Below are 21,110 nucleotides of genomic sequence, written 5' to 3' on the forward strand. Positions count from 1 at the left end.
TCTGAGACTCGCTCCGACGAAGCCCTCCGGAGAGGACCGACGATGACCACGACGAGCACCGGCGGACAGACTCTGGGGCGCTGGGCTACCCTGCGCCTGACCGCGGCGGGGCTCTGCCTCATCGCCGTCTGCTACGGCCTCGCCCGATTCGCCTACGGCATGTTCCTCCCCGCCTTCCGCGCCGAGTTCGGACTCGACGCACAGACCGCCGGCGCCATCGCCTCCGGCTCCTACATCGCCTACTGCGTCGCGATCGTCGTCTCGACGATCCTCACACCCCGCCTCGGTGCTCGCGTCGTCGCCGTCAGCGCAGGAGCCGTCGCCGCGGTCGGCACCGCGGTCGTCGCCGTGGCCCCGAACGCCCTCGCGCTCGCGGCAGGCGTCCTCCTCGCCGGATCGAGCACCGGCATCGCCTCGCCGCCGCTCGCCCATGCCGTCGCCCTCTTCGTGCGCAGCGGCGTCCGAGATCGGACGCAGACGGTCATCAACGCAGGCACCGGCGCCGGTGTCGCCCTCGCGGGACCGGTCGCCCTGCTCACCGTCGGACAGTGGCGGCTGGCGTGGTGGGCCTTCGCCGTCATCGCCGCGGTCGTCACCGTCTGGGTCGCTCGCGCGGTTCCGCGCCGCGGCGACGAGCCCGCGGTCGCCGGCCCAGGCGCCGCGAGGCGACGACCGCGCATGCCCGGACCGCTGCTGCGAGCGGGCGGGGTCCGACTCATCGCCGCCGCCGCACTCATGGGAATCGCGAGCTCAGCGGTGTGGACCTTTGGCCGCGACCTCCTCGGCGGGGCCGAGGGGATCGGTCCGACCGCCTCGGCGATCGCCTGGATCCTGCTCGGGGTGTGCGGACTCGTCGGGGCGATCACCGGCGATGCTGTGCGGCGGCTGGGCCTGCGCCCGGCGTGGACGCTGTCGATGCTCGTCCTCGCCGCCGTCACCATCGCCTTCGCCCTCGTCCCCGGCAGCCTCGCCACAGCATGGACGTCGGCAGCGGTCTTCGGTGCCGTCTACATCGTCCTCACCGGTCTGCTGCTCATCTGGGGGACGGAGATCTGCGCCGACGCACCCGCGGCCGGGGTCGGACTCGGGTTCCTCGTCCTCGCTCTCGGCCAGGCCATCGGCTCCCCGCTGGTGGGAGCTCTCCTCGCCGAGGCCGGACCGATCCCGGCGTTCTCCGTCGCCGCCGCATGCGCAGCTCTCGGCGCGCTCATCCGCCCGCGCCCGCACTGAGCCGACCTCACGCGGACCTCCCACCCGTCGGGTGTGTCACGGGCGGACGGTATGGTGAAGAGCATCACGACGAAGGAGCGGAGAATGAGCGAGAGCAAGGTCGTCGAGCAGCGCGGACTGTGGCTCGACGAGATGGAGGTCGGCACCGTGTACAGGCATGCGCCGGGCCGGACCATCACCGAGGCGGACAACACGTGGTTCACCGCGGTGACGATGAACACGCAGGCCCTCCACCTCGACGCCGCCTTCGCCGAGACCGAACCCTTCGGCCAGCGCCTCGTCAACTCGATGTTCACGCTGGCGACCCTCATCGGGCTCTCCGTCTCCCAGCTCACGCAGGGCACGATCGTCGGCAACCTCGGCTTCTCCGAGGTGAGCTTCCCCGCCCCGCTCTTCCACGGCGACACCCTCTACGCGGAGACGACGATCCTCGACAAGCGCGCCTCGAAGTCCCGCCCCGGGCAGGGCATCGTCACCCTCGAGCACCGCGGATACAACCAGAACGGGCAGCTGGTGGCCAAGGCCGTGCGCCAGACGATGATGTTCGACTCCTCGCATGCCAAGCCCTCCGGTTCTGCGGCACCTTCCGCGGATGCGGCGGCGCAGTCGCAGAACTCGGATTCGCCAGCCCCGTCAGCGCAGTCCCCGCAGACCTCGACCGGAGAGTGAGGAGACCACCCATGGCACTCGATTTCGCCCCCGCCTGGCTCTTCGTCCCCGGAGACCGGCCCGATCGGTTCCAGAAGGCCGCCGAACGCTCCGACATCGTCATCCTCGACCTCGAGGACGCCGTCAACGACGCCGACAAGGCCGAGGCCCGCGAAGCGATCGTCGACTACCCGCTCGACCCGTCCCGCACCGTCGTGCGCGTCAATCCCCGCGACTCCGACCACCTCGGCGAGGATCTGCGGATGCTCGAGCGCACCGACTACACGACCGTGATGCTGCCGAAGGCGGAATCCGCCTCGGACCTCACCGTCTTCGGAGGCCTCGAGGTCATCGCCCTCATCGAGACGGCATTGGGGGCGATCAACGCGGCCGAGATCGCCGCCGCCCCCAACGTCCACGGCCTCATGTGGGGCTCCGAGGACCTCATCGCCGATCTCGGCGGGGGATCCTCGCGTCGCGCCGACGGCACGTGGCGCGACGTCGTCTCCCACGTCCGCAGCTCGACGCTGCTCGCCGCGCGCGCCCACGGCAAACACGCCCTCGACTCGATCTGGGCCGACATCCCCGACCTCGACGGTCTCCGCGAGGAAGCCGAGGACGCCTGCGAATCGGGGTTCAGCGGAAAGGTCTCCATCCACCCCAACCACGTCCCGGTCGTCCGCGAGGCCTTCCGCCCCAGCGAAGAACAGTTCGAGTGGGCGCGCGCGGTCCTCGACCTGGCACGAACGGAGAAGGGGGCGTTCGCCTATGAGGGGAAGATGATCGACGCCCCGCTGCTCAAGCACGCCGAACTCATCGTCGCCCGCGCCCGCTGACCGGCCCGACCACCAGGAGTTCCCCGTGAACCTCACCGATGCGATCGTCGCTCAGCAGATCGACGAGGTCCTCGCCGCGGCGGACGCCCACGACGGCATCGCCCCGATCGTCGGGGCCGGCGATCCGATCCTCCGCACCCCGGTGCTGCCGTACTCCGGTCAGGTCGACGACGCGACCCTGGCCCGCCTCGCCGAGGTGATGGCGAAGACGATGCGCGAGGCCCCCGGTGTCGGACTCGCCGGCCCCCAGGTGGGCGTCGGACTCTCGATCTTCGTCGCCGAGGATCCCGCAGCCGTGTCCGCCGAGGTCGCCGCCGTCCGCGAACGCGAGCCGCTGCCGCTGCGCACCGTGCTCAACGCGCAGTGCGAACCGGTCACCGGTGAGCTCGCCGCCTTCTACGAAGGGTGCCTGTCCATCCCCGGCTACCAGGCCGTCGTCGCTCGGCCCCGCACGATAGGGCTGCGCGGAGTCGACCTCACCGGTGCGCCCATCGACGAGGAGATCACCGGCTGGTCGGCGCGCATCGTCGCCCACGAGACCGACCACCTCGACGGCATCCTCTTCCTCGACAAGGCCGAGATGCGGTCCCTGTCGACGAACGCGGCGGTCGCGAGACTGTGGAACGAGCCCTCGACCCAGCGGGCTGCGACGGAACTCGGGTTCACCCTGCCGAGCGGCCTGCTGCTCTGACGACGGTGCCGGTGCTCTGACGACGCTGCCGGAATCTCGGCGCACGGAGGGGCGGTTCGGGTCGTGGCCGGGAGACTCACACGCGCACCTCAGGTGCGCATGATTCGATGAGGGCATGCGCCTTCCCGACATCCCAGCACGCCACCGTCTCCTCGTCCGCACCGTCTCGACCATCGGCTCCGGTGCACTGAGCATCGTCCGCCGCCGCGACTTCGCCGCCGAGCACCAGAACACGGCACGGGCCGCCTACGCCGTCGCGACCGCAGCGATGACGTGGCTCGGCGGGACGAGGGCCTTCGCGGACACCGATGTCGACCTCGTCGCCCCCGGCGGCGCTGAGGCGGGAGAGCCTGCCCGCTACGCCGAGGACGAACCGTTCGGATACGTCGACGGCGGCGATCCGGAGGCCTGGTGGATCGAGGATGCGACGTGGAGGTCGCGGGCGTTCCTCAACCTCGCAGCCGCCGCCGCGGCCGGTGCTGCGAGCTGGATGCTCTGGGGACCGATCCAGAACCTCAAGGACTCCTGGGACGAGAAGCTGCCCGACGGGCTCGGTCGCGGACTGGGTGCCGTCATCAACTCCTCAGTCGTCGCGGGCACCGCCTTCGCCGTCGACAGAGCCGAAGAGTTCGTCGCCCGCGAAGCCCTCGACGGGCACATCGACGTCGCTCCCGTCGAGATCGAACTCCCCGCGCACGTGCGGGCCTCCCTCGACGCCCTCCTCGACGAACCCCACCCGCAGTCCCAGGACGTCGCCGAGGTCATCCGCGCCCAGCTCGACCACGGCCGCTTCTTCATCACGGTGCCCTACTCGAGGAAGCAGTTCCCCGGGGATGACCCGATCGAGCTCTCCGATGCCGACCTCTCCGCTCTGCTCGCCGAAGAGGACGTCTCGAGCATCGACGTGTACCTCGACGCAGAGGCTCCGAGGGCGATCCCCGCGAACCACACCTACCCGGTCAGTGCGCTCTTCGAGCGGGACGCGGACAGGTCCGGATCCAGCGCTGACCCCGCACTCTACGAACTCAGCCTCGACATCCGGGACGGACTCCTCGACCGCATCGACCTCTACGGAGTCGATGCCGAGCTCGATGCCGAGGTCGCGGCGATGACGGCCGACAACCTCGGCGCCTCAGCACCGGGAACCCTTCACCCCGAGGGGATCGAAGGGTGGGTCGAGCCTGACCTCAGCGACGGCGAGGACGTCGACGACGCTGACCTCGCGGCGGTGAGCATCGAAGCGCCCCTCACGCTCGCGGACTGGCCGGCACCCGAGGACCTCACCTTCCGCACCGACGGTGCTTGAGCGGTGCGGGAATAAGCGGGCACGGACGTCGTTGTACCTGTTATGAGCGAACTCCGCACTCTCACCCTCGGCGCAGGCTGCTTCTGGTGCCTCGACGCCGTCTACCAGCGCACCACGGGCGTGACCTCGGTGATCTCCGGATACACCGGCGGTCACACCACCGACCCGCACTACCGTGAGGTGTGCTCGGGCACGACCGGTCACGCCGAAGCCCTTCAGGTCACCTTCGATCCCGAGATCGTGCCCGAGAGCATCATCCTCGGACTCTTCTTCACCGGGCACGACCCGACGAGCCTCAACCGGCAGGGCTACGACGTCGGCACACAGTACCGTTCGGCGATGTTCTACCGCGACGGGGAGGAGAAGGCCCGGTTCGCCGAGGCGATCGAGGCGGCCCAGGAGTACTTCGACAAGCCCATCGTCACGACCCTCGAACCGCTCGGTGTCTTCTACCCCGCTGAGACGGTCCACCAGGACTTCTACTCGAACAATCCCGACAACGGCTACTGCCGGGTGATCATCGACCCCAAACTCTCGCAGGCACGGAAGGCCTATGCGAACTGGGTGAGCTGAATGGGGAGCAGGAAGAAGTCCGGGTGCGCGAAGAAGGACAAGCGCCGGAGGAAACGCGAGCGGCCCGACCACGAACGGGAGCTGACACGGGCGTACTTCCTCGACGGTGAGACCGGTCCGTGGGCGATGAAGCTCGCGGCCAGGGAATCCCTCACTCGCCTCGGCGCGGGGGCCGTCGAGGACGACACGGTCGTCGGCGGTGCTGCGCTCGGCGATGGGACGAGTGTCGGCGACGAGACGAACGTCGGTGACGCCGCGGGCGGCGGCTTCGGCACCACCGGCGAATCACCCGCTGCCGCCGACGGTGCCCGTCTCGCTCCCGCGAAGGCGGACAGAGGGCGCACCGGACCGGACTACTCCGCCCCGAGTTCGATCGACTCACTCACCGATCCGGTGCTCCACGCGATCGCCACCCGGCGTTCGATCTCCAAGGTGGGCCCGGAGACGCCGAGCGACTCCGACCTCCGGGAGATCATCCGCATCATCTCGACCGTCGCCGACCACAAGGCTCTCAAACCGTGGCGCTTCCTCATCCTCCGGGGAGACGACCGGATCCGCCTCGGTGAGGCCCTCGACGAAGCCGACGGTGTCACGCGCAAGGACGGTGAGGTCAATATGAAGCCGCTGCGGGCCGAACTGCTCCTCGCGCTCGTCTCGTCGCCGACCCCGCACCCGAAGGTCCCCGAATGGGAGCAGCACGCGACCGCGGCGGGAGCCGGTCACCTCCTCGAACTCGCCCTCTGGCAGGCCGGGTGGGGAGTGATGTGGCGCAGCGGGCACCTGACGAACGCCCCGGCCGTGCGCAGGCTCCACCGCCTCAGGGACGGCGAGCTGCTCATGGGCTGGTTCTACATCGGCTCGGTCCCCGAACGGTACCGCGCGCGGCTCGCCGCGGGCACCCGACCCCGGCCGGACCCCGACCAGTTCCTCGACACCCTGTGAAGGGCGAGGACCAGGCAGCCAAGGACCCGTCGACGCCGAGGCGGCTGCCTACCGAGATCTACGTCCTCGTCGCTGCGGCCTTCATCGTCGCGCTCGGCTACGGCATCATCGCCCCCGTCCTCCCGCAGTTCGCCGCGAGCTTCGACTTCGGGGTGACCGCGGCGTCGATCGTCGTCTCCTCCTTCGCCCTCTTCCGGTTCGTCTTCTCACCCACATCGGGTCGCCTCGTCGACGCCTTCGGCGAACGTCGGATCTACATCACGGGTCTCCTCATCGTCGCCGCCTCCACCGCGGCCGTGGCCTTCGCCCAGAACTACTGGCAGCTCCTCGTCTTCCGGGGACTCGGCGGCATCGGATCGACGATGTTCACCGTCTCCGCGATGGCGCTCATCATCCGACTGGCCCCCGTCGACGCCCGCGCGAAGGCGTCGAGCACGTACGCCACGGCGTTCCTCGTCGGCAACATCGCCGGACCGGTCCTCGGCGGACTCATGGCCGGGTGGGGGATGCGCGTGCCGTTCATCATCTACGCCGCAGGCCTCGTCGTCGCCGCCGCCGTCGTGCGGATCTTCCTCGCCTCGACCGCCTCGGCGGGATCGGCGACAAAGCTCGGCCGGGCGCGGATCGCCGCAACCGCGGATCTGCCTGCGCAGGAGGTGATGACGTTCCGGCAGGCCTGGCGGGACTCCGCGTACCGTGCCGCACTCGTCTCCGCGTTCGTCCAGGGCTGGTCGGCGATGGGCATCCGGGTGGCGATCTACCCCCTGTTCGCGATCCAGGCGCTGCGCGCCGACACCGCGGCGGCCGGACTCGCGCTGACGATGTTCGCCCTCGGCAACGCGGCAGCCGTCGCACTCGTCGGCCGCTTCGCCGACACCTACGGACGCAGGCCTTTCATCATCTGGGGTCTGCTCACGCTCGGGCTCTCGACGGCCGCGCTCGCCTTCACCGATGCACTCTGGGTCTTCTTCGCGCTCTCGATACTCGCCGGCATCGGCTCCGGGCTGGCCAATCCCGCCCAGCAGGCCACGGTCGCCGACGTCGTCGGCCGTGAGCGCAAAGGCGGGCGGGTGCTCGCGAAGTACCAGATGGCGCTCGACGGGGGTGCGATCCTCGGCCCCGTCCTCGCCGGAGTCATCGTCGACCACGCCGGCTATTCGTGGGCGTTCGCGCTCACCGGGGCACTCGCCGTCCTCGCCGCCGCGTACTGGCTCACCGGACGCGAGACCCGCCCGCGAGAGCTGCGTTGACTCCGACGCGGTGAACCGACAAAAACGCGGTCTGCTAACCGCGTATTTGTCGGATGACCGCGTCGGTGCGGCTGAGGGTTCGCAGAACCTGCACAGGGTGCACTGAGGAGAAAGCGCGGCGCCGGGTCACTAAGATGAGCGTGGTGTCGCCGAGCGCCGGTGACCCAGCCGGCCACCCGAGCAGAAAGAGCCCACGTGAGCTTTCTCACCCGCCTGAGTCTGAAGAACCGAGCGCTCATCGCCCTCATCTCCGTCGTCGCCGTGATCTTCGGCGTCATCGGAGCAGGAGCACTCAAGCAGGAGCTCTTCCCCTCCCTCGACAATCCCCAGGCCACGGTCACCGCGACCTATGAAGGGGCCACGCCGCAGGCCGTGGAGAGTGAGGTCACCGACCCGCTCGAAGCAGCGCTCTCACCCCTGCCGGAGGTCGAGGACATGACCTCGGTGTCCTCGGCCGGCAGCGCCACGATCACCGTGAGCACGAAGTACGGCGAGAACTCCGACGACATCGTCCGGTCCCTCCAACGCGCCGTCTCCCAGGTCCAGCCCCAGCTGCCCGACGGAGTCGAACCCAATGTGCTCACCCTGAGCACCGACGACATCCCCGTCCTCGCCCTCTCCGTGACCTCCGACGCCGACGAGGACAAGCTCGCCGCAGAGCTCAACGACATCGTCGAACCCGAGCTCTCCAAGGTCGACGGCGTCTCCCAGGTCCAGATCGCCGGCGCGAAGACCAAGCAGGTCGAGATCCGCATCCGCGAGGACGACCTCGAGGACGAAGGGGCGAGCATCGACGAGATCGCCGGCGTGCTCCAGGCCAACGGCGTCCCCACCTCGGCGGGGGACCTCGAAGGAGGCGACGGGACGGCCCCGGTCGAGGTCGGGTCCCGCATCCGATCGGTCGACGCGATCAAGGACCTCGTCGTCTCCGGCACCGACGGTCCGGTCAAGCTCTCCGACGTCGCCGACGTCGCCATCGCCGACGCCCCGATCGAATCGATCTCCCGCACCAACGGCAAACCCTCCCTGTCCCTGTCGGTGATGAAGGAGTCCGATGCGAACACCGTCGACGTCTCCCACGCGGTCTCGGCGAAGCTGCCGGAGCTCGCGAAGACGCTCGGCGACAACACGGAGTTCGTCTCCGCGTTCGACCAGGCCCCGTTCATCGAGCAGTCGATCGACGACCTCCTCAAGGAGGGCATGCTCGGCCTCGTCTTCGCCGTCCTCGTCATCCTCGTCTTCCTCCTGTCCGTGCGCGCGACGATCATCACCGCGATCTCGATCCCGCTCTCCCTCCTCATCGCCCTCATCGGCCTGTGGATGGGCGGGGAGACGCTCAACATGCTCACCCTCGGGGCGCTGACAATCTCCGTCGGCCGCGTCGTCGACGACTCGATCGTCGTCATCGAGGCCATCCGCAGGCGGCATGCGGCCGGCGGCGACAAGTTCGCCAACATCCTCGCAGCCGTCGCCGAGGTGGCCGGAGCCATCACCGCCTCGACCCTGACCACGGTGGCCGTCTTCCTCCCACTCGCCTTCGTCACCGGGCAGACCGGGGAGATGTTCCGCCCGTTCGCGCTCACCGCGACGATCGCGCTGCTCTCGAGCCTCTTCGTCGCGCTCACCATCGTCCCCGTCCTCGCGTACTGGTTCCTCCGCCAGCGGGAGGCCAAGGTCAGGCTCACGCGGGAGGAGAAGGCGGAGATCAGGCAGAGCCGCAGGCAGATGCTCACGCAGTGGCGGGCGGAGAAGAGGGCCGCGCGCAAGGCTGCGAAGAAGCAGAGCATCACCGCCGCCGGCCGCCACGACGCCGGCGGCGACGTCGAGACCGACGAAGGCGTCGTCCCCGCAGGCCGAGCCGCCGGACTCGGTGCCGCAGCGGGAGCGTCGGAGGCCGCCGAGGTCGATGAGCTCGCCGCCCTGCGCTCACCGGTCACGCGCCTGCAGAGGACCTACCTCCCGGTGATCTCGTTCTCGACGAAGCACCCGGTGCTCATGATCGTCGCCGCGCTCATCATCCTCGCCGGCACCGGCGCGATGGTCCCGCAGCTGAAGACCGAACTCTTCGGCGACACCGGGCAGGAGCAGTTGCAGGTCACACAGACCTTCGACCCGGGCACCGACCTCGACGAGGCCTCCGAGCAGTCGCAGCAGGTCGAGGACATCCTCGTCGCCGATGACAGCATCGAGTCCTACCAGGTCTCGATCGGCGGCTCGACGTTCGGGTTCGCCGACGACTCCGGGCTGAGCGGCACGTTCATCGTCAACGCGAAGCCGGGCACCTCCGCGCAGTCGATCAGCGCGGAGCTGCAGAGGAAGTTCGATGCCCTTGAGGGTGTCGGACAGGTCGAACTCCAGGACCAGAGCTCGGCACCGGGCGCGCAGACCATCGACGTGACCCTGACCTCGAGTGACACCGCCGTCCTCGAGGACACCACGGAGAAGGTCGCCCAACGCCTCGAGGATGTGCCCGGAGCGCAGTCGGTGACGAGCGACGTCGAAGCCGTCCAACCCGTCATCGAGGTCAAGGTCGACCAGGAGAAGGCCGCCGAGGAGAACCTCACCGAGGCGGCGATCGGTCAGTACGTCCAGCGCGCGATGCGAGGCCAGAGCATCGGAGAGGTGATCATCGACGACGTCACCCACTCCGTCCTCCTCTTCGACCGGGAGGCGAACACCGTCGAGGAGCTGCGCGACCTGCAGATCCCCGGAAAGCCGGAGACCCCCGACGCACCGACCGGAGCAGGCTCCGGCGCGGGAGCCGGTGCCGGTGCAGGCGCGGGAGCCGGGGCAGGTGCGGGTGCAGGCACCGGTGCGGGTGCTGGCACGGGCGCCGGGGCGGGCGCGGGTGCTGCGCCGGCCGCTGAGCCGCGTCTCATCGATCTCGACGACGTCGCCGACGTCGAGGAGGTCACGACCGCGCCGAACATCCGGCACACGAACAGCCAGCGGTCGACGACGGTGTCCGTGACCCCTGAGGGCGACGACCTCGGGGCAGTGTCGGCCGCGGTGCAGTCGGCACTGGGCGAGGTCGATGTGCCCGACGAGGTCTCCGTCGACACCGGCGGCGCCACCGAGGAGCAGCAGGACGCGTTCTCGCAGCTCGGCCTCGCCATGCTCGCTGCGATCCTCATCGTCTTCGTCATCATGGTCGCGACCTTCAAGTCGCTGCTCCAGCCGCTCATCCTCCTCGTCTCGATCCCCTTCGCAGCGACCGGATCGATCGCCCTGCTCCTCCTCACGGACACGGCGATGGGGCTGACGGCGATGATCGGCCTGCTCATGCTCATCGGCATCGTCGTGACGAACGCGATCGTCCTCATCGACCTCATCAACCACTTCCGCGCCCGCGGCGTCGAGCTGCGACCGGCGATCGTCGGGGGTGCCCGGCTGCGCTACCGGCCGATCCTCATGACCGCGGCCGCGACGATCTTCGCGCTCGTGCCGATGGCGCTCGGGCTCACCGGCGGGGGAGTGTTCATCTCCAAGCCGCTGGCGATCGTCGTCATCGGCGGTCTCGTCAGCTCGACGATCCTCACCCTCATCCTCGTCCCCGTCCTCTATCTCCTCCTCGAGGGGGCGAAGGAGCGCCGAGCCGAGAAGAGGCGGGTGAAGAACATGGCCCGCGGAGAAGTCCTCGACGCCGCCGAGGCGCGTGCCGAGAGGGAGACGGCGACCGCGACGACCGGTGCCGCGGCAGGCGGCGGTCCCGCAGCGCGCACCGACGACGGCGGCGATGCGCGAGGCGATGAAGCGAAGCACTGAGCCCAGAGGCGAGGAGGAGCGGTGAGCACAGCGAGCGAACTCGCACCGAAGGAGCGGCGACGCCTGTGGTTCGAACTCGGGCTCGTCGCCGCACTCTCGCTCGGGCAGTCGGCGGTCTACGCCGTCGTGCGCCTCCTCGACATCGTCACCCGCGGACCGATCAGCGACGCCGAGGCCAAGCTCAACACCTCCCTCAACCCCCGACCGATCTTCGACCTCGTCTACCAGCTCCTCGACATCGGCTTCAGCCTCGTTCCCGTCGCCCTCGCGCTCTACCTGCTCACCCGCGACCCCACCCCGAAGCCGCTCGCCCAGCGTCTCGGAGTGCAGGGGAAGGCGGTGCGCGACTTCGGACAGGGCGTCCTCCTCTTCCTCGTCATCGGTCTCGGCACCCTCGCCGTCTACGCGGGCGGCCGGGCACTCGGGATCACAGCCGAGGTGCAGCCGGCCAACCTCGGCGATCATTGGTGGACGATCCCCGTCCTCGTGCTCGCGGCGGCGAAGAACGGCGTCCTCGAAGAGGTGCTCATCTTCGGCTTCGGCGCCGAGCGGCTGCGACAGCTCGGATACGGCCCGTGGACGATCATCATCGCCCTCGCGCTCTTCCGCGGCAGCTACCACCTCTACCAGGGGATCGGGCCGTTCATCGGCAATGTCGCCATGGGGATCATCTTCGGCTGGTTCTATATGCGCACCCGCCGGCTCATGCCCATCGTGTGGGCGCACACGATCATCGATGTCGTCGGGTTCCTCGCCCCCGGGGTGCTCAGCCTCGTCGACCCTGGTTGAGTTCGCACGGAACGGGACCACCTGACGTCCCGGCGGAGGGTGGGGAACGAGCCCTGCCGGGAAGCGGCCCCGGGAATTTAGGTCAGTTCTCCATGACGAAATGCACTGGTCAGCGCCGGTTCATCCCCGGTTCACCATATGGTCGGGCCAGGGAAAACCTCCCCTGGAAGCCTCGACCGGGTGAGCGCCGGATGCCGGTGCGGACCCTGACATCGACCCCCGAGGAGACGAATGATGGCACCACTGCGCGAACTGCTGCCCATGGCCGGACACGTGCGTGGCAAGCGGAGTCCTGTGACCTGCGCGCTCAAATGCGACAACGCGTGCAGCAAGGCGATCTGCAACACCTCGTCCAACGGCTACTTCCGTGACATTGTCGGCGCGCAGCTCTCCCGCCGGGCCGTGCTCGGCGCCTCGGCCGCCGGGGCGCTGGCCATCGCAGTGACCACGGCACCGAGTCCCACCGCGCGTCGGGCGGCAGCGGCCCCCGCCGGGACCCTCGACTTCTCCGCGATCGACCCGGTGCCCGCCGAGGTCGACGACCTCATCGTTCCCGACGGCTACTCGTGGCATCCGATTATCCGGTGGGGGGATCCGATCTTCCCCGACTCACCGAAGTTCGATCCCGAGAACCAGAGCGTCGAGGCGCAGCGACGTCAGTTCGGCTACAACAACGACTTCCTCCAGATCCAGATCGACGAGTCCGGTGACGGCAGCCGGGCCGTGCTCTTCGCCAACCAGGAATACACCAACGACGCCATCATGTACCCCGACAGCATGGACGGGGCGACGAAGCGGGCGATCAGCCGTGACGCCCACGGACTCACCGTCGTCGAACTCACCCGGGCGAATGAGAGGACCCCGTGGAAGGTCGACGTCAACGGCGAGCGCAACCGCCGCTTCCTCATCGACACCGAATACGCCTTCACCGGACCCGCCGCCGGCACCGACCTGCTGCGGACCAAGGACTACCCGCAGGGCGACAAGGTCCAGGGCACGCTCGGCAACTGCTCGGGCGGGCTCACTCCGTGGGGAACCCTCGTCTCCGGCGAGGAGAACTTCAACTCCTACTTCAGGGCGCAGGGCACCTCGGAGGCGGACAAGCGCTATGGGCTGACGAACGACGACTCCGCCTACGGCTGGGAGGCCGACCTCGACCGCTTCGACACGAACTCGAACGGCTTCGCCAACGAGGCGAACCGGTTCGGCTGGATCGTCGAGGTCGACCCGTGGGATCCCACCTCGACGCCGCTCAAGCACACGAGCATGGGCCGCTTCAAGCACGAGGGCGCGAACATCACGATCGCCGACTCCGGGCACGCTGTGGCCTACATGGGCGACGACGAGAAGTTCGACTACCTCTACAAGTTCGTCTCGAAGGACCGCTACGTCGAGGGCGACCGGGCGGCGAACATGCGCCTGCTCTCCGAGGGCGACCTCTACGTCGCGAAGTTCACCGGCAACTCGCCCAAGAGTGAGATCGACGGCAGCGGAACGGTCCCCTCCGACGGTGAGTTCGACGGTGCCGGACAATGGCTGCCGCTGGTCAAGGGCGGGAAGTCCCAGGTCTCGGGCATGACCGTCGCCGAGGTGCTCGTCAACACCCGTCTCGCCGCCGACAAGGTGGGGCCGACGAAGATGGACCGCTGCGAGGACGTCGAGCCGAACCCGGTCAACGGACGGATCTACGTCGCGTGCACGAACAACTCCGACCGCGGCGTCGACGGCAAGGCCGGCGCCGACGAGGCGAACCCGCGCACCGAGAACCGCGACGGTCACATCGTCGAGATCACCGAGCGCGGCGGCGACCACACCGGCACCGAGTTCGACTGGACGCTGCTCCTCGTGTGCGGCGACCCGAAGCAGGGGGACGCGACCTACTTCTCCGGGTTCCCCGCCGAGCAGGTCTCGCCGATCTCGTGTCCGGACAACGTCACCTTCGACACCGCAGGCAACCTGTGGATCTCCACCGACGGGGCCCCGTCGGGAATCGGGTACTGCGACGGTCTGTTCAAGGTGACCATCGACGGCGACCAGCGCGGCCGTGTCGAGCAGTTCCTCTCCGTTCCCCGCGAAAGCGAGGTGTGCGGACCGCTCGTCCACGACGCGTACGATTCGGCGTTCGTCGCCGTCCAGCACCCCGGCGAGGACGGGGAGTGGTCGAACCAGCACTCGCGCTTCCCCGACTACGTCGATGAGACCGATGTCGACGCGGGTCTCGCCGCCCTGCCGAGGCCGACCGTCGTCCAGGTGATCAAGGGCGCGGGCGAGGAGCCGACCGAGACGCCGACCGAGGACCCGGGGGACGCCGACGAGGACGCGAACTCCGCGGCCGAAGGCGACCAGGACGGGGCGAACGAGGACGAGGACAACGCGCAGGCCGACTCGTCGGGCTCGAAGAGCGGCGCGCAGGACGCGGCGAAGGACGCCGCCGCGGCGGGAGCCGGTGCGGCCGGTGACGCCGGCGGCTCCGGCTCAGGCGGCTCCGGCTCGGGCGGCTCCGGCTCAGGCGGCAGCGGATCCGGTGGTGCAGGCGCGAACGGCGGTTCGGGTGCAGGCGCGAACGGCGGAGGCTCCGGATCCGGTGGTGCGGGAGGCGACCTGCCGCGGACCGGCACGGACGCGACGCTGCCCCTCCTCGGCGGGGGAGCGGGGCTGCTCGCGGCCGGCGGTGCACTCGCCACCGCTGCGCACCTGCGGCGGCGGAGGGCCGCCGACGGCGATGACGTCGCCGAGGCGGGAGACGGATCCCAGGGTCCGACCCCGGCCTGACCGGGCCGGGCTGGAGGAGTCCGGCCGCAGACGACAGTGGTCACAGGACCGAGGCGGAATCGCTGACAGGGCGGTTCCGCCTCGGTTCTGTGACCACAGCTGAGGCGCAGGGCCTCAGATCGTCACGAGACCGTTGCGCTCGGTCGCGAACGTCACCGACATGATGCCCGGGGCACCGTGCGGCGCGGACCAGTCGATGTGGATCTCCGGGATCGGCTTGGCGTCGTCGGTGCCGAGCCAGTCGCGAAGGCGATCGCGGTCGCCGGCGATCTGCAGGGTGTCGATGGAGACATCCTCATTGGTCTTGTACGACGAGGGGTGCTGGGACGAATCGGCGGACCACTTGATGAAGAACGGCAGCTGGGGGTCGGCGATGAGCCCCTTGACTCCGATCTGCAGCCACTTGAGCTCCTCGCCGGACTCCGGAGTGCGGTTGCCGTCGACGGCTTTGCGCTCGAGGCGCGTCTCGACCTCCGAGAGGTCGTCGACGGACACGCACCAGCCCATCCAGCCGCCGCCGAGCTCGGACCGGGTCCGCACGGCTTGACCGAAGGGGGTGGAGAGAGCGGCCGGGTGCTCCAAGGCTTCGACGACTTCGAGGTAATGGCCGCCCGCGAGGGGGAAGATGAGATTCCTGGTACCGAAACGCGGATGCACTCCACCGTCGTAGGGAACCACTCCGAGCTGCTCCGAGATGCGCTCGGCGGTTGCTCTGTAACCGTCGGGTTCGCTGGCGAAGGACACATGGTCGAGTTTCATGTCACGAGAATCGCATAACCTGGCTCACACTTCTCATTAGGCTCACCTAAGCTCCGGTTTCGCTCCCGGAGGCGGACTCGGGGCGGGATCAGCCGAGGGCAGGATCACTTGACAGGGTAAGGGAACGCAGCAGCAGAAGGCCGCTCTCGCGGCTCCGTGAGCCCTTCACCTGGAGCCTCGGTTCAGATGGGTATGACAGGATTCTCCCTATGCCTCCCACACCCGTCCCCACCCAGTCCGAGGCCCCGCTCTTCGTGCGGTGGCTGCCGCGAGTGCTGACGATCGTCGCCGTCTTCATGCTCGTCCAGCTCATCACCCCGGCCGGAAGCTGGCTCGACCGGTTCTTCGAGTTCATGTGGCGATGGTTCGTGCCATTCACTCCGGTCGACTTCGTCACCTCGGTCGTCTTCATCGTCCTCGCCGCAGCCTTGGCCATCCGCAAGCGGGCGGCGTGGTGGATCACGCTGGTCTTCCTCTCCATCATCTTCGCTCTCTACGCCGTCATCCTCTACGGCTTCATCGTCTTCGCCCCCGACGAGATGACCGGTGACCTCTTCACCGGGATGATCCTGCCGGTCATCGTCTTCATCGGCCTGATCGTCCACCGCAGGTGGTACAACGCGAAGACCCAGCCGCGGGGATTCCTCAAGGCCATCGGTGTCCTCGCGCTGGGCATCGTCATCACCGCCGCGATCATCCTCGTCGTCCAGTACTTCATCGGCGGGCTCACCGGAGTCCAGGCGCGCCAGATCATCGCCGAACTCGCCGGACTCAAGGAGAGCACGGAGGCGAGCTGGATGCTCTCGGTCTTCGGCTTCGGCACCGGCGCAAGCATCATCCTCGCGTTCTGGACTGGCCTGCGCTCGGCCAGGGACGCCGAGCGCATCGACATCGATCAGGAGCGCAGGATCCGCGAAGGTCTGGCCGCACACTCCTCGGACTCACTCGGCTACTTCGGCACCCGCCGCGACCGTTCGGCGTTCTTCGCCGACGACTGCGTCATCACCTACCAGGTCCACGCCGGCGTCTGCCTCGTCGCCAGCGACCCGGTCGGACCGCCGCAGCAGTGGGCGGCGGCCGCGCGGTCCTTCGTCGCGCACGCCGAGTCCTTCGGCTGGGTGCCGGCCGTCCTCGCCGCCTCGAAGCAGGGCGCTCAGGCCTATCACGATGCCGGCCTCAAAGTCCTCCACGTCGGCGACGAGGCCGTCCTCCACACGAAGGACTTCACGCTCTCCGCGCTGCCGGAGGTCCAACGGGCCGTGACCAAGCTGACCGGTCTCGGCTACACGATCCGCATCCGTCACCAGTCCGAGATCCCCGCCGCTGAGCTCGAGGAGCTCGCGATCTTCGCCGACGAATGGCGCGACGGAGAGAACGAACGAGGCTTCTCGATGGCCCTCGGTCGCTTCGGCGACCCGGCCGACGGCGGAAACCTCTTCGTCGAGGCGCTCTTCCCCGCCGACGCGGGAACCCTGGCAGGGACCACCGCCGGACTGCTCGGCTTCGTGCCGTGGGGCGCCTCGGGAGTCTCGCTCGACGTCATGCGCCGACACCCCTTCGCGGAGAACGGCGTCACCGAATTCATGGTCGCCGGTCTCATGCGCGAGGCAGGAGACCTCGGGATCGCAGCCGTCTCCCTCAACTTCGCGGTCTTCCGCTCCGCGTTCGAGCAGGGCAAGGAGCTCGGGGCGGGACCGCTCAAGCGGCTGTGCGCAACATCCTCCTCTACCTCTCCCGGTTCTGGCAGCTCGAATCCCTCTATCGGTCGAACGAGAAGTACGATCCGGAGTGGGTGCCGCGCATGCTCTGCTACCCGGAGGGATCCGACCTCGCCCGCATCGGTCTGGCCGTGAGCATCGCCGAAGGCTTCCTCTCCCCGCCGAAGATGTTCACCAAGGGCAATGAGAGCCAGCCGATCTACACCCGTGAGCAGGCGGCGCCGCTCCTCGACATCGCCCCGCCCGAACCCGCGCCCACGGGCAGAGTCCGGGTCTCCGACCAGGTCAGGCACCGCCTCGGCGTGCGCGATGCGATGCTCGAGGCCGGGGTCGAACCCTACCCCGCCGAGGCGGCACCGGCGGCGGCGAAAGGCACCGTCCTCACCGGGCGGGTGCTCGGCATCCGCGATCACGGCGGCGTGGTCTTCCTCGACCTGCGCAGCGAGGGACATGACCACCAGCTCGTGTGCGAACGCGAGGTGCTCGGTGAGGAGTCGCTGAGGCGACTGTCCGCGTGGGTCTCCCGCGGCGACCGGATCTCCGTGAGCGGGCGCGAGGGCACCTCTCGCAACGGGACCCCGTCGTTCCTCGTCACCTCATGGACGATGTCGGCGAAGTCCCTGCAGCCCTGGCCGAGCCTGTGGCAGGGACTGAGCGATCCCGAGGCGAAGGTCCGTCAGCGCTACCTCGACTTCACGATGAACACCGGCCAGCGCGACCTCATGGTCATCCGCTCGAACACGTTCCGCACGATCCGCGAGACCCTCCAGTCCCGCGGCTTCCTCGAGGTCGAGACCCCGATTCTCCAGACGGTGCACGGGGGCGCGAACGCGCGGCCGTTCCTCACCCACATCAACGCCTACAACCTCGACCTCTACCTGCGCATCGCCCCCGAGCTCTACCTCAAGCGCCTCCTCGTCGGCGGGTTCGACCGGGTCTTCGAGATGGGCCGGAACTTCCGCAACGAAGGCGTCGACGCCACCCACAACCCCGAGTTCTCGATGCTCGAGGCCTATCAGGCCGGCGGCGACTACAACACGATGCGCGAGCTCACCCGCACGATGGTCATCAACGCCGCCGAGGCGGCCCTGGGCACCACGGTCGTGCGCGGCACCGTCGACGGCGTCGAACACGAGATCGACCTCGCCGAGGAATGGCGGACCGTCTCGCTCACCGACGCGATCTCGGAGAAGATCGGCGAGGAGGTCTCGACGGCCACCTCGATCGAGACCCTGCGGAGGATCGCAGCGCGAACCGGGCTCACCGTCAATCCGAAGTGGGGTTGGGGCATGCTGCTCCAGGAGATCTACGAGGAGGTCGCCGAGGGATCGACGGTGGCGCCGACGTTCTACACGGACTTCCCGGCCGAGACCTCCCCGCTGACCAGGCAGCACCGCACCGACCCGATGCTCGCCGAGAAGTGGGACCTCATCATCTTCGGCTCCGAGCTCGGCACCGCCTATTCGGAGCTCGTCGACCCCGTCCTCCAGCGTGAGCGGCTCACCGCGCAGTCCCTGGCGGCAGCCGGCGGCGACCCCGAGGCGATGCAGCTCGACGAGGACTTCCTCACGGCCCTCGAATACGGGATGCCGCCCGCCGGCGGCATGGGCATGGGCCTCGACCGGCTCGTCATGCTGCTCACCGAGCAGACTATCCGCTCGACGATCACCTTCCCGCTGGCCAAGCCCAAGGGCCACTGAGCCGCGCCCGACGACGGTTGCCCGGACCGCAGAGAGACGAACGGAGACAGATGCGCCGGATCTTCGCAATCCTGCTCGCGGCAGGGGTGCTCATCACCTACGACTCGTGGGTGCTGCTCTTCCTCAGCCCTCACCCGCAGCCGCTGTCGGGCTACCTCTCCGAGCTCGCCGCGATGGATCAGCCCGCCTCCTGGGTCTTCCGCAGCGGGGACGCGATCGCCGGGACCCTCATGGTCCTCATCGCCGTCCTCGGTGTGCGCGGGTGGCGCTCCCGCTTCGGTCGGGCGACGGTGCCGCTCGCCATCGCAATCGGCCTCACGGGGCTTGCCACGATCGGAGACGCGATCGCCGCCCTGCCGTGCACGCAGACCTTCGATCCGGTCTGCTACGCCGAGTACACGGCGAACCCGCTGCGCGCCGACTTCCTCCTCCACACGATCGCCTCGACGATCGTCGCGCTCGCCGCCCTGGCGAGCATGGTCATCGCGGTCATCGCCCTGCGTCGTCGCGGCAGACTGGGCACACCCTACGGTCGCGGCGTCGTCGCCGTGCTCGTCGTCCTCCTCGTCACCAACCTCGCCTCGGTGATCATCGAGGCCGTGTGGCGCTCCGGTCAGGGCTATGTGCAGGCGATCGCCGTGCTCACCATCGCCGCGTGGAGCGCGCACCTGGGCTACCTCGCCGTCGTCGGCCGAGGCGAGGCCGACAGGTCCCCGGAGAAGCGGAGAGAGGCGGGCGATGTCGGCTGAGCCGGAGTTCGCGCGGTGGTCGCGCGCCGTCGTCGACGGCTTCACCGTCTACCAGCGCCCGGCGACCGCCTCGGCGGGGGAGGGGAAGGATCCCGTCCTCTTCCTCAACGGCTGTGCGCTCGCCGCCGCCGGCTGGCTGCCCGTCATCGCGGAGATGCCCGACCGGGACGTCATCGCGCTCGACCGTCCGGGCTTCGCCGGCACCCGGTGGCCGGGCACGCTGCCCGACCTCGCCGGCGAGCTCGCCGCGATGGAGCGGGCGATCGCGGGCCATTCCCGGGTCGTCATCGTCGCCCATTCCATGGCGGCGTTCCGGGCCGAGGCCTTCGCCCGGCTGCGTCCCGAGCGCGTGGCGGGCATCGTCCTCGTCGACCCCTCGATCGAGGACTACCGGTTCCGGGGCCCGGCCGGCCGCTTCTCGCTCGCCACATGGATGCCGGTCCTCGGGGCGCTCGTCACCCGTGAGCAGATCGGTGAGGCCGCCTCCTGGCTCTCTCATCAGGGATTCCTCCGGCAGAGCGGTTCGGGTCGCGCCCTCGATCCCGAGGCGTTCAAGGATCCGTACACGGATCCGGACACGCTCAGGGCCGCGATCGCCGAATGGCTGAGCTACCGCAGCCAGGCCGCCGACCTCGAATCGCTGCGGGGCCGGATCGAGCCGGTCCGGGCCAGGACCTCGGCGCTGCTCGCACCTCCTCTGCCGAGCCGGAGCCGCTCCCGCATCCTCGAGGCGGCCTTCGCCGATCTCGTCCGTCATGAGATCCGCGATTCCCGGCACCTGATGATGATCGACCGCCCCGACATGATCGTCGAGGCGGTCGATGAGGTGAGCTGAGGTGAGCTCGGCTCCAGAGGCTCAGAGGCCGATCAGTGCGCGTCCTTCTTGAAGCGCTCGATCGAGGCGGTTACCTCGGCCTCGGCGGCCTCCCGGCCGACCCAATTCGACCCCTTGACGAACTTGCCCGGCTCGAGATCCTTGTAACGGGTGAAGAAGTGCTCGATCGCGTCGAGGGTGAACTTGTCGACGTCGCCGATGTCCTGGTAGGAGTCCCAGCGGGGGTCGCCGGCGGGAACCGCGAGGACCTTGTCGTCGCCGCCGGCCTCGTCCTCCATCTGGAACATGCCGATGGGGCGGACGTCGACGAGCACACCCGGGAACAGGGGTTCGGTGAGGAGGACGAGCACGTCGAGGGGGTCACCGTCGTTGCCGAGAGTGTCCTCGATGAAACCGTAGTCCGCGGGGTACTGCATCGACGTGAAGAGGTAGCGGTCGAGCTTGACCCGGCCGGTCTCGTGATCGACTTCGTACTTGTTGCGCGAACCTCGAGGGATCTCGATGGTGGCCAAGAGTTCCATAGTGCTCCTTACGCGTTAGGGTGGCA

At 69.0% G+C, this 21,110-nt stretch carries 15 protein-coding genes and 1 pseudogene; 14 read left to right on the top strand and 2 right to left on the bottom strand.

The window, feature by feature from the left end; genetic code table 11:
- Nucleotides 1-42 precede the first annotated feature (42 nt).
- From ACQ1RG_RS08535 to ACQ1RG_RS08585, 11 genes are all read left to right on the top strand, one after another.
- Nucleotides 43-1,230, top strand: coding sequence for an MFS transporter (locus ACQ1RG_RS08535; RefSeq protein WP_201671444.1), 1,188 nt, complete (start codon nucleotides 43-45; stop codon nucleotides 1,228-1,230).
- 84 nt (nucleotides 1,231-1,314) lie between these two features.
- On the top strand, nucleotides 1,315-1,899 hold the full coding sequence (locus tag ACQ1RG_RS08540) for a MaoC family dehydratase (RefSeq protein ID WP_101624012.1): 585 nt from the start codon (nucleotides 1,315-1,317) through the stop codon (nucleotides 1,897-1,899).
- A gap of 11 nt (nucleotides 1,900-1,910) precedes the next feature.
- On the top strand, nucleotides 1,911-2,714 hold the full coding sequence (locus tag ACQ1RG_RS08545; RefSeq protein WP_101624011.1) for an HpcH/HpaI aldolase/citrate lyase family protein: 804 nt from the start codon (nucleotides 1,911-1,913) through the stop codon (nucleotides 2,712-2,714).
- Between the two features lie 25 nt (nucleotides 2,715-2,739).
- Entirely contained in the window at nucleotides 2,740-3,405 is a 666-nt protein-coding gene (locus ACQ1RG_RS08550; RefSeq protein WP_101624010.1) for a peptide deformylase, read from the top strand.
- Nucleotides 3,406-3,520: 115 nt separating this feature from the next.
- Nucleotides 3,521-4,711 carry a hypothetical protein gene (locus ACQ1RG_RS08555; RefSeq protein ID WP_101624009.1) on the top strand — a complete coding sequence of 397 codons (1,191 nt, stop codon included), beginning with the start codon at nucleotides 3,521-3,523 and terminating at the stop codon, nucleotides 4,709-4,711.
- A 42-nt stretch (nucleotides 4,712-4,753) separates the two neighbouring features.
- Complete coding sequence (gene msrA, locus ACQ1RG_RS08560; RefSeq protein ID WP_101624008.1) at nucleotides 4,754-5,284, top strand: peptide-methionine (S)-S-oxide reductase MsrA; 531 nt, start codon at nucleotides 4,754-4,756, stop codon at nucleotides 5,282-5,284.
- Entirely contained in the window at nucleotides 5,285-6,226 is a 942-nt protein-coding gene (locus ACQ1RG_RS08565; protein WP_223290023.1) for a nitroreductase family protein, read from the top strand.
- Nucleotides 6,223-7,476 carry an MFS transporter gene (locus tag ACQ1RG_RS08570; protein ID WP_101624007.1) on the top strand — a complete coding sequence of 418 codons (1,254 nt, stop codon included), beginning with the start codon at nucleotides 6,223-6,225 and terminating at the stop codon, nucleotides 7,474-7,476. Before ACQ1RG_RS08565 ends, ACQ1RG_RS08570 begins: the two co-directional genes overlap by 4 nt.
- 195 nt (nucleotides 7,477-7,671) lie before the next feature.
- On the top strand, nucleotides 7,672-11,241 hold the full coding sequence (locus ACQ1RG_RS08575; RefSeq protein WP_342474442.1) for an efflux RND transporter permease subunit: 3,570 nt from the start codon (nucleotides 7,672-7,674) through the stop codon (nucleotides 11,239-11,241).
- 21 nt (nucleotides 11,242-11,262) lie between these two features.
- The gene (locus tag ACQ1RG_RS08580; protein WP_197932340.1) at nucleotides 11,263-12,030 is read left to right on the top strand and encodes a CPBP family intramembrane glutamic endopeptidase; all 768 of its coding nucleotides are present in this window, start codon (nucleotides 11,263-11,265) and stop codon (nucleotides 12,028-12,030) included.
- Nucleotides 12,031-12,264: 234 nt separating this feature from the next.
- Nucleotides 12,265-14,802: a PhoX family protein gene (locus ACQ1RG_RS08585; RefSeq protein WP_375542995.1), complete on the top strand. Its 2,538-nt coding sequence runs from the start codon at nucleotides 12,265-12,267 to the stop codon at nucleotides 14,800-14,802.
- A 114-nt stretch (nucleotides 14,803-14,916) separates the two neighbouring features.
- Here ACQ1RG_RS08585 and ACQ1RG_RS08590 read toward each other — a convergent pair whose 3' ends face one another.
- Nucleotides 14,917-15,561, bottom strand: coding sequence for a VOC family protein (locus ACQ1RG_RS08590; RefSeq protein ID WP_009380913.1), 645 nt, complete (start codon nucleotides 15,559-15,561; stop codon nucleotides 14,917-14,919).
- Nucleotides 15,562-15,857: 296 nt separating this feature from the next.
- Between ACQ1RG_RS08590 and lysX the strand changes: the two are divergent.
- The 3 genes and pseudogenes from lysX (at nucleotide 15,858) to ACQ1RG_RS08605 (ending at nucleotide 20,563) form a co-directional block, all read left to right on the top strand.
- Nucleotides 15,858-18,979 (top strand): annotated as a pseudogene (lysX, locus tag ACQ1RG_RS08595) (bifunctional lysylphosphatidylglycerol synthetase/lysine--tRNA ligase LysX).
- Between the two features lie 50 nt (nucleotides 18,980-19,029).
- The gene (locus tag ACQ1RG_RS08600; protein WP_430600046.1) at nucleotides 19,030-19,728 is read left to right on the top strand and encodes a DUF998 domain-containing protein; all 699 of its coding nucleotides are present in this window, start codon (nucleotides 19,030-19,032) and stop codon (nucleotides 19,726-19,728) included.
- The gene (locus tag ACQ1RG_RS08605; protein ID WP_009380915.1) at nucleotides 19,718-20,563 is read left to right on the top strand and encodes an alpha/beta fold hydrolase; all 846 of its coding nucleotides are present in this window, start codon (nucleotides 19,718-19,720) and stop codon (nucleotides 20,561-20,563) included. The genes ACQ1RG_RS08600 and ACQ1RG_RS08605 overlap by 11 nt, the downstream gene beginning before the upstream one ends.
- Before the next feature lie 32 nt (nucleotides 20,564-20,595).
- Here the strand turns inward: ACQ1RG_RS08605 and ACQ1RG_RS08610 are convergent, their stop codons facing one another.
- Complete coding sequence (locus ACQ1RG_RS08610) at nucleotides 20,596-21,084, bottom strand: inorganic diphosphatase (protein WP_009380916.1); 489 nt, start codon at nucleotides 21,082-21,084, stop codon at nucleotides 20,596-20,598.
- Nucleotides 21,085-21,110: the final 26 nt, after the last annotated feature.

The organism is Brevibacterium sp. K72 (assembly GCF_050562175.1).
GTDB lineage: Bacteria > Actinomycetota > Actinomycetes > Actinomycetales > Brevibacteriaceae > Brevibacterium > Brevibacterium casei.

What these genes read in the sequence shown, in the direction of transcription:
- ACQ1RG_RS08535 (WP_201671444.1), top strand. Translation starts at nt 43, where the DNA reads ATGACCACGACGAGCACCGGCGGACAGACTCTGGGGCGCTGGGCTACC.
- ACQ1RG_RS08540 (WP_101624012.1), top strand. Translation starts at nt 1,315, where the DNA reads ATGAGCGAGAGCAAGGTCGTCGAGCAGCGCGGACTGTGGCTCGACGAG.
- ACQ1RG_RS08545 (WP_101624011.1), top strand. Translation starts at nt 1,911, where the DNA reads ATGGCACTCGATTTCGCCCCCGCCTGGCTCTTCGTCCCCGGAGACCGG.
- ACQ1RG_RS08555 (WP_101624009.1), top strand. Translation starts at nt 3,521, where the DNA reads ATGCGCCTTCCCGACATCCCAGCACGCCACCGTCTCCTCGTCCGCACC.
- msrA (WP_101624008.1), top strand. Translation starts at nt 4,754, where the DNA reads ATGAGCGAACTCCGCACTCTCACCCTCGGCGCAGGCTGCTTCTGGTGC.
- ACQ1RG_RS08565 (WP_223290023.1), top strand. Translation starts at nt 5,285, where the DNA reads ATGGGGAGCAGGAAGAAGTCCGGGTGCGCGAAGAAGGACAAGCGCCGG.
- ACQ1RG_RS08585 (WP_375542995.1), top strand. Translation starts at nt 12,265, where the DNA reads ATGGCACCACTGCGCGAACTGCTGCCCATGGCCGGACACGTGCGTGGC.
- ACQ1RG_RS08590 (WP_009380913.1), bottom strand. Translation starts at nt 15,561, where the DNA reads ATGAAACTCGACCATGTGTCCTTCGCCAGCGAACCCGACGGTTACAGA.
- ACQ1RG_RS08600 (WP_430600046.1), top strand. Translation starts at nt 19,030, where the DNA reads ATGCGCCGGATCTTCGCAATCCTGCTCGCGGCAGGGGTGCTCATCACC.
- ACQ1RG_RS08605 (WP_009380915.1), top strand. Translation starts at nt 19,718, where the DNA reads ATGTCGGCTGAGCCGGAGTTCGCGCGGTGGTCGCGCGCCGTCGTCGAC.
- ACQ1RG_RS08610 (WP_009380916.1), bottom strand. Translation starts at nt 21,084, where the DNA reads ATGGAACTCTTGGCCACCATCGAGATCCCTCGAGGTTCGCGCAACAAG.